The following is a 14,609-nucleotide window of genomic DNA, read 5'->3' as shown; positions in this document are numbered from 1 at the left end:
CTGAGGCCCTCGTCCCATGGACGGGGGCCTCAGTCGTGTCGGCGCCTCGATACGCTGGATGACATGTCCCTCCGCATCCGTCCCGCTGTCGCTGAGGATGCCGCCGGCATCGAGCAGATCGAGGAGGCCGCCGATCAGCTGCTCGTCGCCCTCTTTCGGGCGACGGACTGGCCGGCACCGGATGCCGCGGCCGAGCGTCTCGCGCTGCCCGGCTACCTGCTCCTCGCCGAATACGAGGGCACGCCGGCGGGCTTCGTGCACGTCCTGGACCTCGACGGACATGCCCACCTGGAGCAGGTGTCGGTCCTCCCCCGGTACGCGCGACGCGGCATCGGACGCATCCTGGTGCGCGCGGCCATGGAGGAAGCGGCGCGGCGCGGGCACGACGACATGACGCTCCGCACCTACGCCGATGTGCCCTGGAACGCCCCGTTCTACGCCTCCTGCGGCTTCAGCGAGACCGAGCCCGACAGTGAGGCGCTGCGCAGTCTCGTGGCTGTGGAGGAGCAACTGGGTCTGCTCGAATACGGCCGCCGCGTGCAGATGACGGCGTCACTCACAGGCTCCGTCATCTGAGATCGCCGAGGCAGACGTCCGCGTAGTCTGAGCCTCATGGACCGCACCGCCTACTTCGAAGCCAAGCTCGCCCACGAGACCGATGCGAGCGACCTGTACGCCGCGCTGAAGGCCGGAGAGCAGGTGACGGTGGTCGACGTGCGCTCCGACGAGGCGTGGGCGCAGGGACGCGTCTCCGGTGCCGTGCACATGCACTACCGGGAGATCGCGGAGCGCGCACCACAGGAGATTCCCGCCGGGTCGGAGGTCGTCGTGTACTGCTGGAGCCCCGGATGCAACGCCGGGGCCAAGGGCGCACTCGAGTTCGCGAAGCTCGGCTACGCGGTGCGCGAGATGATCGGCGGATTCGAGTACTGGGTGCGGGAGGGCTACCCCGTCGAGGACCGCGACGGCGTGCATCGCCGCCCGGTCGACCCGCTCACCGGCGTTCCCCGTGTCCGCACACAGGCCTGAGCACCACACGAGCAGAAACGCTGAGGGGCCTCCCGGAAGTCCGGGAGGCCCCTCAGCGTGTGATGGAGGATCAGCGGGCGAAGTGACCGCGGTAGTACTCGTACACCCAGCCGACGATGGCCACGACGAAGATCGCGAGACCGATCGGGAGGAGGAACTGACCGACCGCCAGACCGACGATGAAGACCCCGGCGGAGCCTGCGAGCACCAGCGGCCACCAGGACCACGGGCTGAACTCGCCGAGCTCGGGGTCACCGTCGTCGATGTCCGCCGTCAGGACGTCCTCGGGCAGCTCGCCGCCCTGGGCCTTGTACGTCTTGCGAAGGTAGACGGCGATCATGGCGCTCATGAGAGCCGTGAACAGCAGCGCGACGGTTCCGACCCACTCCACCTTGCCGTGGTACTCGTCGAGCAGGCTCCAGCCCGTGTAGACGCCCGCGACGACCAGGAAGAAGACTCCGATGATCCACCACAGGATGATGTTGCTGCGCATGGGTTACTTCGCCTCTCCGGCTGCGGCGGCGACCGGGTGCTCGGCTGCCTCGGGGTGGTTCAGGTCGAAGGCGGGACGCTCGCTGCGGATGCGCGGGATCGACGTGAAGTTGTGGCGCGGCGGCGGGCAGGACGTCGCCCACTCGAGCGATGCGCCGTAGCCCCAGGGGTCGTCGACCGTGACCTTCGGCGCCTTGCGCGCGGTGATCCAGACGTTCAGGAAGAACGGCAGCATCGAGGCGCCCAGGATGATCGCACCGATGGTGGAGACCTGGTTGCCCCACTCCCAGCCGTCGTACGTGGAGTAGTCCGCGTAACGGCGCGGCATGCCGTCGACGCCCAGCCAGTGCTGCACGAGGAAGGTCATGTGGAAGCCGATGAACAGCATCCAGAAGTGGATGTAGCCGAGGCGCTCGTTCAGCATCCGGCCCGTCCACTTCGGCCACCAGAAGTAGAAACCGGCGAACATGGCGAACACGACGGTGCCGAACACCACGTAGTGGAAGTGCGCGACGACGAAGTACGAGTCGCTGAGGTGGAAGTCCAGCGGCGGCGATGCCAGGATCACGCCGGTGAGTCCACCGAAGACGAAGGACACGAGGAAGCCCAGCGAGAACACCATCGGCGTCTCGAAGGTGATCGAGCCTCGCCACATCGTGCCGATCCAGTTGAAGATCTTCACGCCCGTCGGCACCGCGATGAGCATCGTCATCAGCGAGAAGAACGGCAGGAGCACGCCGCCGGTGACGTACATGTGGTGCGCCCACACGGCCACGGACAGGGCAGCGATCGAGATCGTCGCGTAGACCAGGGTCTTGTATCCGAAGATCGGCTTGCGGCTGAACACCGGGAAGATCTCCGAGACGATGCCGAAGAACGGCAGCGCGATGATGTACACCTCGGGGTGGCCGAAGAACCAGAACAGGTGCTGCCAGAGCAGGACGCCGCCGTTGGCGGGGTCGTACACGTGGGAGCCCAGCACGCGGTCGGCGCCGGCGGCCAGGATCGCGGCGGCCAGCACGGGGAAGGCCATCAGGATCAGCAGGCTCGTGATCAGGGTGTTCCACGAGAAGATCGGCATGCGCCACATCGTCATGCCCGGGGCGCGCATCGTGATGACGGTCGTGATGAAGTTCACCGCACCGAGGATCGTGCCGAAACCGGACATTCCGAGGCCGAGCATCCACAGGTTGCCACCCGCGCCGGGCGAGAACGTGGCACTGGCGAGCGGCTGGTAGGCGAACCAGCCGAAGGCGGCCGCACCCTGCGGGGTGAGGAAGCCGGCGACCGCGATCGTCGAGCCGAACAGGAAGAGCCAGAACGCGAAGGCGTTCAGACGCGGGAAGGCGACATCGGGAGCACCGAGCTGCAGCGGCAGGACCGCGTTGGCGAATCCGGCGAACAGCGGCGTCGCGAACATCAGCAGCATGATCGTGCCGTGCATCGTGAACAGCTGGTTGTACTGCTCCTTGGTCGGCACGATCTGCATGCCGGGCGCGAACAGCTCGGCGCGGATGATCAGCGCCATCACGCCGCCGAGGAGGAAGAACAGCACCGAGGCGATCAGGTACATGTACCCGATGGTCTTGTGGTCGGTGGAGGTGATCCACTTGACGACGATGTTGCCCTTCTGCTCCACGCGCGTGGAGGACAGCAGCGCGGCCTGGCGCGGCGGGATCGTCGTGGGGCGCACGCCCTGCAGCATGTTGGGTTCAGCTGTCGTGGTCATGACTTACTTCCCTTCCTCTTCGCCCGTGCTCGGAGCACCGGTGCCCGGAAGATTGCCGAGGCGGTCGTAGGCGTCCGTGATGTCGCCCGTGTTGCCCTCATCGCGAAGGGTCTGCAGATACGCGTCGTAGTCGGCCTGCGACACGACCTTGACGTTGAACAGCATCATCGAGTGGTACTCGCCGCAGAGCTCGGCGCACTTTCCGTCGTACTCGCCGATGCGCGTCGGGATGAACGACCAGCTGTTGTCCTTCCCGATGTACATGTCCTTCTTGTAGAGGAAGTCGATGATCCAGAAGGAGTGGATGACGTCGCGCGACTGGAGGTCGATCGTCACCTTCTTGTCGACGGGCAGGACCAGCGTCGGCAGCTTGGAGCGATCGATGTCGCCGTTCGCGTCGGCGTCGGCCTGGACACCCATGGTCCAGACGGCGTCGGAGTTGTCCTTCTCCTCACCGTCGTACTGGAAGTCCCACGCCCACTGCTTGGCGATCGCGGTGATCTCCACGTCGGGCTTGGCCCAGGGCCGCTCGATCTCGGCCTGGTCCTTCGCGGTGAAGAAGAACATGCCCAGGATCAGGATCAGCGGGATCACCGTGTAGAGGATCTCGATCGGCATGTTGTAGCGCAGCTGGACCGGCAGTCCGGTCTGGCCTGCGCGGCGGCGGTACATGACCAGCGCCCAGGCCATCAGGCCCCACGTGACGATTCCGACGATCAGCAGGATGACCCAGGAGGTCACCCAGAGTCCGCCGACCCGATCGGTCTGGTTGGTGGCTGACGGAGCACCGTCCACGAAGCCGGGAAGGAATCCGTGGGTTTCAGCGGCAGAACATCCTGCCAGGGCCACGGCAACCGCTACTCCCAGGGGGAGTGCGGCCCAACGAAGGCGGCGTTTCGAGGGCACGATGCACCTTTCAGATCTCGGACAGGAGCGCTCTCAAGTCTAGAGCAAGCTCACATGCGATTCACGCCAACCACGCAGGTTGGCGACCGTTCAGTGGAAGCTGTCGCCGCAGGCGCAGGAGCCCGCCGCGTTGGGGTTGTCGATCGTGAACCCCTGCTCCGAGATGGTGTCCTTGAAGTCGATCGAGGCGCCCTCGAGGTACGGGACGCTCATGTTGTCGACGATGACCTCGACGCCGTCGAAGTCGACGGTCTCGTCGCCCTCGAGGAACCGCTCGTCGAAGTACAGCTGGTAGATCAGGCCAGAGCATCCGCCGGGCTGGACGGCGACGCGCAGACGCAGGTCGTCGCGGCCCTCCTGCTCGAGCAGGCTCTTGACCTTCTGCGCGGCCGCGTCCGTCAGCGAGACGCTGTGGGCGGCGGTGGTCTCTTCGGTCAGCGTGATGTCGCTCATGTCACTCCTTGCAGACGTGCAGCACGGACGGCTGCTCACGCTCGATCCTACCGCCGGCGCGTGCGCGGAGGGCCTGTCCCGCGCACGCGCCGGTGCCGTCAGGATGCCGAGGAGCGGCCGTTCATGCGGGTCAGGAGCAGCGCCTCGGAGCGGACCGCGTTGCGGAACGTCTCCAGGTGGAGCGACTCGTTCGGGCTGTGCGCGCGGGCGTGCGGGTCCTCGACGCCCGTCACGAGGATCTGCGCGCCCGGGAACTCCCGGACGAGATCGGCGATGAACGGGATGGAGCCGCCGACGCCCAGATCGACGGCGTCCTTTCCGTAGCCGGTGGCCATCGCGCCGCGGGTGAGCTCGACCGCCCAGCCCGAGGTGTCGACCAGGAAGCCGTCGCCCAGGTCGATGTCCGTGAAGGTCAGTTCGGCGCCGAAGGGCGCGTGCGCGCGCAGATGCGCCTCGATCGCCGCGTAGGCGTCCTTCGCGTCCTGTCCGGGGGCGACGCGGGCGCTGATCACCACGCTCACCTCGGGCAGCAGCGTGTTCGACGCCTGAGCGACGCTCGTCGCGTCGATGCCGGTGATCGTGATCGAGGGCTTGTTCCAGATCCGCCCGAGGATGTCGTCGCGCCCGACCGGCGAGACGCCGGGGAGCAGGCCCGTCTCATCGCGCAGCGTCGCCTCGCTGTAGTCGGGGGTCTCCCCCGCCCGGGCGGTCATCCCCTCCACAGCCACGGCGCCGTCGGCATCCCACAGCGTGGACAGCAGCGTGACGGTGGCCATCATGGCATCCGGCACGGCCCCGCCGAACATCCCGGAGTGCGAGGCGTGCTCGAGCGTGCGCACGCGCAGGGTGAATCGCGCGTTGCCACGCAGTGAGACCGTCAGGCCCGGCGTCTCGGAGTCCAGGTTCCCGGAGTCCGCCACGACGATGGCGTCCGCACGCAGGGCGTCGGCGTTGTCACGCAGGAAGCGCGCGAAGGAGCGGGAGCCGTACTCCTCCTCGCCCTCGATGAACAGCGCGACGCCCAGCTCCAGGTCGTCGCCGAGCACCTCGGCCACCGCGCGCAGCGAGGCGATGTGCGCCATGATTCCGGCCTTGTCGTCGGCGGCGCCGCGCCCGTACAGTCGTCCGTCGCGCACGGTCGGCTCGAACGGAGGGGTCTCCCAGAGCTCGTCCGCTCCGGGGGGCTGCACGTCGTGGTGGGCGTAGAGCAGGATGGTGGGCTTGCCGTTGCGTGCGGCGCGGGTGGCCAGCACGGCGGGCTGGCCGAGCTCCTCGGTGTCGTCGACATGAGCGCGAAGCACACGCACCTCATCGAAGACGCCGGTCTCGCGTGCGAGCTCGGCGATCGCCGCCGCGCTGCGCTCCAGCTGGGTCTGGTCGAAGGCCGGCCAGGCGATGCCGGGGATGCGCACGAGGTTCCCGAGGTCGGAGAGTGCGGCGGGGATGCCGAGGGCTACCGCCTCGAGGACGGCGGATTCGGGTGCCGGCGAAGCCGACGATGAGGACGAGGTCATGCGAGTAATCTTAAGGTGAACCCGATTCCGAACTGAGGTCGAACGTGCCCAACGCCACCCCCGCCGCCAACGACGACGCACCCGAGACGCCCGCCGTGGGCAAGGGCCGCGCCACGCCGACGCGCGCCGAGCGCGAGGCGGCCAACCGCCGCCCCCTCGTCGCGAACACCAAGGAGGCCAGGGCTGCTGCGAAGGCCGACCTGCAGGCGCGTCGCGAGAAGGCCCGCATCGGGATGGAACAGGGCGACGACAAGTACCTCCCCGCTCGCGACAAGGGCCCGCAGCGCCGCTGGGTGCGCGATTACGTCGACGCCGGGTGGCACATCTCCGAGTGGCTGATGGCGGCCATGCTGGTGGTCATCCTGCTCAACCTCACTCCGATCGCCGACGTGCAGCTGTGGGCCATGGTCGCGCTCTGGGGCTACATGCTCCTCGCCATCGGCGACATGGTGCTGCTCAGCATCCGCGTGAAGAAGAAGGCGGCCGACAAGTTCGGCGCCGCGCGCCGGGAGAAGGGCCTGGGCTGGTACGCCGCGATGCGCGCCCTGCAGATGCGCTTCATGCGCCTGCCCAAGCCGCAGGTCAAGCGCGGTCAGTACCCCGCCTGACGCGCCCTTCGACGGGCTCAGGAACCGATGAGCGGAGTGCCGCTCAGCGGCGCAGGCCTCTGTTGATCTGGCGCGCCCAGAACGGACCGCGGTACAGGAACGCCGTGTAGCCCTGCACGAGGGTCGCACCGGCGTCCAGCCGCTTCTGCACGTCGTCCGCCGTCTCCACGCCGCCGACCGCGATCACGCAGAAGTCCGCGGGAACGGCGGCCTTGACGACCGCGAGAACCTCGAGCGAGCGCTCCTTCAGGGGCGCTCCGGAGAGGCCACCGGCTCCGGCCGCCTCGACGACGGCCGGATCGGTGCGCAGCCCTTCGCGGGAGATCGTGGTGTTGTGCGAGATGATGCCGGCGAGTCCCTCGTCGACGGCGAGCCGTGCGATGGCGGCGATCTCGTCGTCGGGCAGGTCGGGCGCGATCTTCACCAGCAGGGGCGTCGAGCCCGCGGCCTCCTTGACCGCGCGCAGCAATGGCGCGAGTGTCTCCACGGCCTGCAGCCCGCGCAGTCCAGGCGTGTTCGGAGAGGAGACGTTGACGGCGAGGTAGTCGGCGAGCGGTGCCAGGCGTGTGGCGGATGCCACGTAGTCGGCGATCGCGTCCTCGACGGCGACCACGCGGCTCTTGCCGATGTTCACGCCGATCACCGCACGCGGGGCGCGACGGCGAAGCCTCGTCAGCCGCGCTTCCGCCGCCTCGGCGCCGTTGTTGTTGAAGCCCATCCGGTTGACGACCGCGCGGTCCGGCACGAGGCGGAACAGCCGCGGCTTCGGGTTCCCCTCCTGCGGGATCGCGGTCACCGTGCCGACCTCGATGTGGCCGAAGCCCAGCGCGTCCAGGCCGCGCACGCCCACGACGTTCTTGTCGAAGCCTGCTGCCACGCCGAAGGGCGAGGGGAAGGTCAGGCCGAGCGCGTGCACCTTCTGCTCCGGCGACGGCGCTGTCAGCGCGCGGGTCGCCCAGGAGAACGGCGGGACGCCGAGCACGCGGATGACCGCCATGGCGGCGTGGTGAGCGAACTCCGGATCGAAGCGCGACAGGACGTGGCGGAAGAGCAGCGGATACATCCCTGCCAGATTACCGGTCCGCGGCGTCCGTCCCCGCCTTGGCGTGGTCGGCGCGCAGCTCGCTGATGGAGCGCTCGAAATCCTCCAGCGAGTCGAACTCCTGGTACACGCTGGCGAATCGCAGGTAGGCGACCTCGTCGAGCTCGCGCAGCGGCCCGAGGATCGACAGGCCGATCTCGTTCGTCTCCAGCTGCGACACCCCGGTCTGGCGGATGGCCTCCTCGACCTTCTGCGCGAGAACGGCGAGGTCGGCCTCGGTCACAGGGCGGCCCTGGCAGGCCTTGCGCACGCCGGAGATCACCTTGTCCCGGCTGAACGCCTCCATGACGCCGGAGCGCTTGATCACCACGAGGCTGGCGGTCTCGGTCGTCGAGAAGCGGCCTCCGCACTCCGGGCACTGCCGCCGACGACGGATCGACAGACCGTCATCGCTCGTGCGCGAGTCGATGACGCGGGAATCCGGATGCCGGCAGAAGGGGCAGTGCATGATGTTCCAGCCTACTCGGCGCGCTCCGCGCCGGGCGCCCCGGCGAATCGCGCCTCGACGGCCTCGCCGTGCGCGGGCAGGATCTCGGCGTCCGCGAGCGCGACGACTCCGGAGCGGACCCGTGCGAGCGCATCGTGGTCGTACTCGATCACCTGCTGCGGACGGAGGAAGGTGTAGGCGCCCAGCCCCGACGCGTACCGCGCCTGGCCCCCGGTCGGCAGGACGTGGTTGCTGCCGGCCATGTAGTCTCCGAGGCTGACCGGCGTCTGCGCCCCGACGAAGACGGCGCCGGCACTGGTGAACCGGCCTGCCGCCTCGGCCGCGTCGACCAGGTGCAGCTCGAGGTGCTCCGGAGCGTAGGCGTTGCTGAACGACTCCGCCATGCGGCGATCGTCGACCAGGACGATCGCGGACTGCGGTCCGCCCAGGGCCGCGGCCACGCGCTCGGCGTGGCGTGTGATCGCCGCACGTGCGGCGACCCGCTCGGCGACGCGCTCGGCGAGTGCGGCGGAGTCCGTCACGAGCACGGCGGAGGCCTGCTCGTCGTGCTCGGCCTGGCTGATGAGGTCGGCCGCGACGAGATCGGCATCCGCGCCCTCGTCCGCGACGATGAGGATCTCCGTGGCGCCCGCCTCGGAGTCCGTGCCGACGACTCCCGCGACGGCGCGCTTGGCCGAGGCGACGTAGTTGTTGCCGGGGCCGGTCACGACGTCCACGGGGTCGAGACCGAGCTCGGAGACGCCGTAGGCGAGCGCGCCGATCGCACCGGCGCCGCCGATCGCGTAGACCTCGTCGACCTCCAGCAGCGCGGCGGCAGCCAGGATCGTCGGGTGCACGCGGCCGTCGTGCCCCGCCTGCGGCGGCGAGGCCAGCGCGATGCTCGTGACGCCGGCGACCTGGGCGGGCACGACGTTCATGACGACGCTGGAGGCGAGAGGCGCCTTGCCGCCGGGGATGTAGACACCGGCGCGGGTGATCGGCTGCCAGCGCTGGGTGATGCGCGCACCCGGCCCGATGTCGGTGGTCTGCGGCGCAGGAACCTGGGCTGCCGATCCGCGGCGGACTCGCTCGATCGCGGTCTCCAGCGCGGCCCGCACCTCGGAGTCGACGGAGGCCAGGGCCTCGGCGAGGTGCTCGGCGGGAACACGGATGGCGTGCCCCGTCACGCGATCGAAGCGCTCGGCCTGATCGCGCAGCGCCGCCTCTCCCCCGGACCGCACGTCCTCGACGATCTGCGTGGCGGCGGCGAGAGCCTCCGCGCGCGCCTGAGTGGCGCGCGGGACGGCGGCGAGAAGTTCCGCGGGAGAGAAGCTCTTCCCGCGGAGGTCGATGGTGCGCACGATGTCAGCCCTTCGTGATGTCTGCGAGGTCGTGGAGGTATCCGATCCGGCCGTCGTCATGGCGAACGACGTAGGCGCCGCCACGGTCCTCGATCACGAGAGTCCACGCCGCGGGTCCGATCCGGAAGAGCGGATGCCCGTGCTCGTCGAGCACGTCGCGCTCGGACTGGGCGAGGATCCAGAACGGCTGCGTCTCGTGATCTGCGGCCTTCGCCTGCTCGTTGCGGGTGCGCCGCAGCGGAGCCTCGGTCTCGGCAACCGGTTCGTCTGCGAATGCGCCCGCCACGGGCAGCACCGCGGTCGTGTTCTCCGCGAGATCACCGGCCGCACTCCTGTCGTCGGCGGCGTCGTCGGCGGTCGTGTCCTCTGCGGGCTCGTTCGCGGCGAAGATCTCGTGCAGCGCCCCGATCGGGTCCGTGTACGCGGTGTCGTGCTCGCGCGCCTCCGGGTCGACCGGGGGCACCGGCGCGGGCTCGGCATACGCCACGGGAGCCGGCTCGGCACCGGCGGCGGCGGGTGGGAACACCTCGTCCGAGTCCTCATGGACGACCGCGGGCTCCGCCGTCACGGACGGCGCTGCGGGCGGCAGCACCTCGATCACGCGCGTCGCATCGGCGTCGTCCTCGATGACGAGATCCGTCTCGATGATCGGCTCCGCCGGCTCCGCGGCATCCGTGCCCGACGCGACGACGGCGGCAGGACGCGGCCGTGTGATCACGGGGCGCACAGGATTGGCGTTGCGGTGTGCGAGCGTCTCCATCCGGCCTTCGAAGTCATCGCGCAGCCGCGGGATCAGGGGCGCCGCCACGGTGGCCGCGACCAGGGCGAGCGTGGCCAGCTGCGCCACGATCGGCACCCAGCCGACCAGGAACGCGCCGGAGTCGACGCTCGCCGCGGACTGCAGCCACAGCAGCTGGGCCCAGGCGACGGCCGCGACGGAGGATGCGACGGAGGCGAACTGGTCGATGCCGAGCGACCCCACGCGCCGGATCCCCTCCGGCGAGAAACGGCGAAGAGCGATCAGGAACACGGCGACCGTGGGCAGGCCGATCGTGAGGATCCAGTCGATGCCACGGGTCCACACCGATCCACCGCCGCCGAACACCGGGAAGAAGGACACCACGAAGACCACGACCCAGGCGCCCACGATGATCAGCTCGCGGAGCGTGAAGCCGAGGATGCCGTACTCCGGCTCCACCTGCTCCTCGTAGTAGACCGCGTCATCGTCCTCGGAGGCGGCCTCGTCCGCCGTCGCATCCCGGTCTGCGGTCGGGGCGTCCGTGCGCCACTGCTGCTCTCCGTCGGAGTCCGAGAGGCTCCCGCCGGCCACGCCTTCGGGCCCGGTGCCGATGTGTTCGGTGCTCATCGAGCGATCCTTTCGTCGTGGTCGCGTCCCCACGCGAGTCACGATCCTACCCAGACCTGCCGGGGGAAGCTGGGAGCGGTGTCATCGCATGACCGCTGTCAGCCCAGGCAGGTCGGGCCGAGCAGCGACTTCAGGTCGCCGAACAGGTCGGCGGAGACGGTCACCGGCATCGGGACCTCGAACACCTTCGCGGATCCGCCGCGATGCACGCGGAGGAGCACCTCGGTCTCGCCGGCGTGGCGGCGGAGCACCTCCGCGAGGTCGATCATGGTCCGCTCGGTGGCGCGTTGCTCGGCGACCTGGAGCGACAGCGGCCCGGCCGCGTCGAAGGAGCCGACATCGGGCGCGAACGCCGACTGGGCATGGAGATTCAGACCGTCGTCACGGCGCGAGACCCGTCCACGCACCGCGAGGATCGCATCCTGCTGCAGCACGTGCTGGTACTCGGTGTAGGTCTTGCCCATGAACATGACCGTCACCTCACCGTTGAAGTCCTCGACGGTGATCATGCCGTACGGGTTGCCGCTGGCCTTGGCCACGCGGTGCTGCACGCTCGTGACCAGACCGGCGACGGTCACCTGATCGCCGTCCTGCAGATCCTCCGACGTGAGCAGGTCGTGGATGGAGATCGACGCGTGCTTGGCCAGCGGCATCTCGAGCCCGGCGAGCGGGTGATCGGAGACGTACAGGCCCAGCATCTCGCGCTCGAACGCGAGCTTGTCCTTCTTGGTCCACTCCGGCCGCTCCGGAACCTTCGCGGGCGCCGCCTCCTCCATGTCGTCGTAGAGGCTGTCGAAGTCGAAGCCGATCGCGCCCTGTGCCTCGTTGCGCTTGCGGTCGACGGCCGCCTCGACGGCGTCCTCGTGGATCTCGAGCAGGGCACGACGGGTGTCCCCCATCGAGTCGAACGCACCGGCCTTGATCAGCGATTCCACGGTGCGCTTGTTCGCCACGTGCAGCGGCACCTTGCCGAGGAAGTCGTGGAAGGACGTGAACTTCTCGTCCTTGCGGGCCTGGATGATCCCGTCGACGACGTTCCCGCCCACGTTGCGGACGGCGCCCAGGCCGAAGCGGATGTCCTCGCCGACGGCGGCGAAGAAGTTGATGGACTCGGACACGTCCGGCGGGAGCACCTTGATGCCCATCCGGCGGCACTCGTTGAGGTACAGCGCCATCTTGTCCTTCGAGTCACCGACACTGGTCAACAGCGCGGCCATGTACTCGGCCGGATAGTGCGCCTTGAGGTACGCGGTCCAGTACGAGACGAGCCCGTATGCGGCCGAGTGGGCTTTGTTGAACGCGTAGTCCGAGAAGGGGAGCAGGATGTCCCACAGCGCCTTGATGGCGCCTTCGCCGTAACCGCGCTCCTTCATGCCGCCGGAGAAGCCCTCGTACTGCTTGTCCAGCTCGGACTTCTTCTTCTTGCCCATCGCGCGCCGCAGGATGTCTGCCTGGCCGAGACTGAACCCGGCGACCTTCTGCGCGATGGCCATGACCTGCTCCTGATAGATGATCAGGCCGTAGGACTCCTGCAGGATGTCCTTGAGCGGTTCCTCCAGCTCCGGGTGGATCGGCGTGATCTCCTGCAGCCCGTTCTTGCGCAGCGCATAGTTGGTGTGCGAGTTGGCACCCATGGGGCCCGGTCGGTAGAGCGCGATCAATGCCGAGATGTCGCCGAAGTTGTCGGGCTTCATCAGACGCATGAGCGAGCGCAGCGGCGGGCTGTCGAGCTGGAACACGCCGAGCGTGTCACCGCGGGCCAGCAGGTCGTACACGGGGCGGTCTTCCAGCGCGAGGTGCTCGAGGTCGAGCTCCTCTCCCCTGTTCGTGCGGATGTTGTCGAGCGCGTCGGAGATGATCGTGAGGTTGCGCAGCCCCAGGAAGTCCATCTTGATCAGGCCGAGCGATTCACACGACGGGTAGTCGAACTGCGTGACGATCTGGCCGTCCTGCTCGCGCTTCATGATCGGGATGATGTCGAGCAGCGGGTGCGAGGACATGATCACGCCCGCCGCGTGCACACCCCACTGGCGCTTCAGTCCTTCCAGGCCCAGCGCGCGATCGAAGACCGTCTTCGCCTCGGGATCGGTCTCGATCAGGGCCCGGAACTCGCTGGCCTCCTTGTAGCGCGGGTGCGCGGAGTCGAACATGCCGCTCAGCGGCATGTCCTTGCCCATCACGGCGGGAGGCATCGCCTTGGTGAGACGGTCGCCCATGCTGAACGGGAAGCCGAGCACACGGCCGGCGTCCTTCAGCGCCTGCTTGGACTTGATCGTGCCGTAGGTGACGATCTGCGAGACGCGCTCGGAACCGTACTTCTCGGTCACGTACTCGATGACCTCGCCACGACGGCGGTCGTCGAAGTCGACGTCGAAGTCGGGCATCGAGACGCGGTCGGGGTTGAGGAAGCGCTCGAAGATGAGGCCGTGCTCGAGCGGGTCGAGATCGGTGATCCTCATCGCGTAGGCGACCATCGAGCCGGCTCCCGAGCCTCGGCCGGGTCCGACGCGGATGCCGTTGTCCTTGGCCCAGTTGATGAAGTCCGCGACCACGAGGAAGTAGCCGGGGAAGCCCATCTGCAGGATGACGCCGAGCTCGTACTCCGCCTGCTTGCGGACCTTGTCGGGGATGCCGCCCGGGTATCGGTAGTGCAGTCCCGCCTCGACCTCCTTGACCAGCCAGCTGTCCTCGGTCTCTCCGTCGGGAACCGGGAACTTCGGCATGTAGTTCGCCGAGGTGTCGAACTCGACCTCGCAGCGCTCGGCGATCAGCAGCGTGTTGTCACACGCCTCGGGGTGGTCGCGGAACAGCTGGCGCATCTCCTGCGCGGTCTTGATGTAGTACCCGTCGCCGTCGAACTTGAACCGGTTCGGGTCGTCCATGGTCGAACCGGACTGCACGCACAGCAGTGCCTCATGCGCATCGGCCTCGTGCTGGTGCGTGTAGTGCGAGTCGTTGGTCGCGACCAGCGGGATGTTCAGGTCCTTGGCGAGCCGGAGCAGGTCGGTCATCACGCGGCGCTCGATCGAGAGCCCGTGGTCCATGATCTCCGCGAAGAAGTTCTCCTTGCCGAAGATGTCCTGGAACTCCGCCGCAGCGGCCCGAGCCGCGTCGTACTGCCCGAGGCGGAGTCTGGTCTGCACCTCGCCCGACGGGCATCCGGTGGTGGCGATGAGCCCCTTGCCGTAGGTCTGCAGCAGCTCGCGGTCCATGCGCGGCTTGAAGTAGTAGCCCTCCATGCTCGATCGCGAGCTGATGCGGAACAGGTTGTGCATGCCCTGTGTCGTCTCGCTCCACATCGTCATGTGCGTGTACGCGCCCGATCCGGAGACATCGTCGCTCTTCTGATCCGGCGATCCCCACGACACACGGGTCTTGTCGCTGCGGTGCGTGCCGGGCGTCATGTACGCCTCGAGGCCGATGATCGGCTTGATGCCCGCGTTCTTGGCGGCGTTGTAGAACTCGAACGCCGCGAACGTGTTCCCATGGTCGGTGACCGCGATCGCAGGCATCCCGTACTCGGCCGCGGCCTGCGTCATCGCCCCGATCTTCGCCGCACCGTCCAGCATGGAGTACTCGCTGTGGACATGGAGGTGCACGAAGGAGTCGGAGGCCATGCTTC

At 68.4% G+C, this 14,609-nt stretch carries 13 protein-coding genes; 3 read left to right on the top strand and 10 right to left on the bottom strand.

From position 1 onward, the window contains the following. Positions 1-63: 63 nt before the first annotated feature. Together MIAR_RS01170 and MIAR_RS01165 are read left to right on the top strand one after the other, a co-directional pair. Complete coding sequence (locus MIAR_RS01170; protein ID WP_486341533.1) at positions 64-576, top strand: GNAT family N-acetyltransferase; 513 nt, start codon at positions 64-66, stop codon at positions 574-576. A 36-nt stretch (positions 577-612) separates the two neighbouring features. Continuing rightward, positions 613-1,029: a rhodanese-like domain-containing protein gene (locus MIAR_RS01165; protein ID WP_285630159.1), complete on the top strand. Its 417-nt coding sequence runs from the start codon at positions 613-615 to the stop codon at positions 1,027-1,029. Positions 1,030-1,099: 70 nt separating this feature from the next. Here the strand turns inward: MIAR_RS01165 and MIAR_RS01160 are convergent, their stop codons facing one another. From MIAR_RS01160 to MIAR_RS01140, 5 genes are all read right to left on the bottom strand, one after another. Then, positions 1,100-1,522: a cytochrome c oxidase subunit 4 gene (locus MIAR_RS01160; RefSeq protein WP_285630157.1), complete on the bottom strand. Its 423-nt coding sequence runs from the start codon at positions 1,520-1,522 to the stop codon at positions 1,100-1,102. 3 nt (positions 1,523-1,525) lie between these two features. Then, complete coding sequence (gene ctaD / locus MIAR_RS01155; RefSeq protein ID WP_285630154.1) at positions 1,526-3,250, bottom strand: aa3-type cytochrome oxidase subunit I; 1,725 nt, start codon at positions 3,248-3,250, stop codon at positions 1,526-1,528. A 3-nt stretch (positions 3,251-3,253) separates the two neighbouring features. After that, entirely contained in the window at positions 3,254-4,156 is a 903-nt protein-coding gene (gene ctaC / locus MIAR_RS01150; RefSeq protein WP_285630152.1) for an aa3-type cytochrome oxidase subunit II, read from the bottom strand. 90 nt (positions 4,157-4,246) lie between these two features. Continuing rightward, a complete protein-coding gene (gene erpA, locus MIAR_RS01145) occupies positions 4,247-4,609 on the bottom strand; it encodes an iron-sulfur cluster insertion protein ErpA (RefSeq protein WP_285630150.1) in 363 nt (120 codons plus the stop codon). Positions 4,610-4,707: 98 nt separating this feature from the next. Then, positions 4,708-6,123 (bottom strand): dipeptidase, encoded by a 1,416-nt coding sequence (locus tag MIAR_RS01140; protein WP_285630148.1) that lies wholly within the window; start codon positions 6,121-6,123, stop codon positions 4,708-4,710. 44 nt (positions 6,124-6,167) lie between these two features. Here MIAR_RS01140 and MIAR_RS01135 point away from each other — a divergent pair, with 44 nt between their 5' ends. Continuing rightward, positions 6,168-6,731 (top strand): DUF3043 domain-containing protein, encoded by a 564-nt coding sequence (locus MIAR_RS01135; protein WP_285630146.1) that lies wholly within the window; start codon positions 6,168-6,170, stop codon positions 6,729-6,731. A gap of 43 nt (positions 6,732-6,774) precedes the next feature. Here the strand turns inward: MIAR_RS01135 and MIAR_RS01130 are convergent, their stop codons facing one another. The 5 genes from MIAR_RS01130 to dnaE form a co-directional block, all read right to left on the bottom strand. Continuing rightward, a complete protein-coding gene (locus MIAR_RS01130; RefSeq protein WP_285630143.1) occupies positions 6,775-7,794 on the bottom strand; it encodes a quinone-dependent dihydroorotate dehydrogenase in 1,020 nt (339 codons plus the stop codon). 10 nt (positions 7,795-7,804) lie between these two features. Then, positions 7,805-8,281 (bottom strand): transcriptional regulator NrdR, encoded by a 477-nt coding sequence (gene nrdR, locus MIAR_RS01125; RefSeq protein WP_285630141.1) that lies wholly within the window; start codon positions 8,279-8,281, stop codon positions 7,805-7,807. 11 nt (positions 8,282-8,292) lie between these two features. After that, positions 8,293-9,624, bottom strand: a complete 1,332-nt coding sequence (gene hisD / locus MIAR_RS01120; RefSeq protein WP_285630690.1) for a histidinol dehydrogenase — start codon at positions 9,622-9,624, stop codon at positions 8,293-8,295. A gap of 1 nt (position 9,625) precedes the next feature. Next, positions 9,626-10,987: a hypothetical protein gene (locus tag MIAR_RS01115; RefSeq protein WP_285630139.1), complete on the bottom strand. Its 1,362-nt coding sequence runs from the start codon at positions 10,985-10,987 to the stop codon at positions 9,626-9,628. A gap of 98 nt (positions 10,988-11,085) precedes the next feature. Beyond that, complete coding sequence (gene dnaE / locus MIAR_RS01110; RefSeq protein WP_285630137.1) at positions 11,086-14,604, bottom strand: DNA polymerase III subunit alpha; 3,519 nt, start codon at positions 14,602-14,604, stop codon at positions 11,086-11,088. Positions 14,605-14,609: the final 5 nt, after the last annotated feature.

Origin of the sequence: Microbacterium arabinogalactanolyticum, from assembly GCF_030268005.1 — a bacterium.
In the GTDB taxonomy this organism is placed as follows: domain Bacteria; phylum Actinomycetota; class Actinomycetes; order Actinomycetales; family Microbacteriaceae; genus Microbacterium; species Microbacterium arabinogalactanolyticum.
The sequence above is the reverse complement of the archived record's forward strand: the minus strand, read 5'-3'. Positions and strand labels throughout refer to the sequence as shown.

Coding starts and splice junctions, on each gene's coding strand:
- MIAR_RS01170 (WP_486341533.1), top strand. CDS start 64: ATGTCCCTCCGCATCCGTCCCGCTGTCGCTGAGGATGCCGCCGGCATC.
- MIAR_RS01165 (WP_285630159.1), top strand. CDS start 613: ATGGACCGCACCGCCTACTTCGAAGCCAAGCTCGCCCACGAGACCGAT.
- MIAR_RS01160 (WP_285630157.1), bottom strand. CDS start 1,522: ATGCGCAGCAACATCATCCTGTGGTGGATCATCGGAGTCTTCTTCCTG.
- ctaD (WP_285630154.1), bottom strand. CDS start 3,250: ATGACCACGACAGCTGAACCCAACATGCTGCAGGGCGTGCGCCCCACG.
- erpA (WP_285630150.1), bottom strand. CDS start 4,609: ATGAGCGACATCACGCTGACCGAAGAGACCACCGCCGCCCACAGCGTC.
- MIAR_RS01140 (WP_285630148.1), bottom strand. CDS start 6,123: ATGACCTCGTCCTCATCGTCGGCTTCGCCGGCACCCGAATCCGCCGTC.
- MIAR_RS01130 (WP_285630143.1), bottom strand. CDS start 7,794: ATGTATCCGCTGCTCTTCCGCCACGTCCTGTCGCGCTTCGATCCGGAG.
- nrdR (WP_285630141.1), bottom strand. CDS start 8,281: ATGCACTGCCCCTTCTGCCGGCATCCGGATTCCCGCGTCATCGACTCG.
- MIAR_RS01115 (WP_285630139.1), bottom strand. CDS start 10,987: ATGAGCACCGAACACATCGGCACCGGGCCCGAAGGCGTGGCCGGCGGG.
- dnaE (WP_285630137.1), bottom strand. CDS start 14,604: ATGGCCTCCGACTCCTTCGTGCACCTCCATGTCCACAGCGAGTACTCC.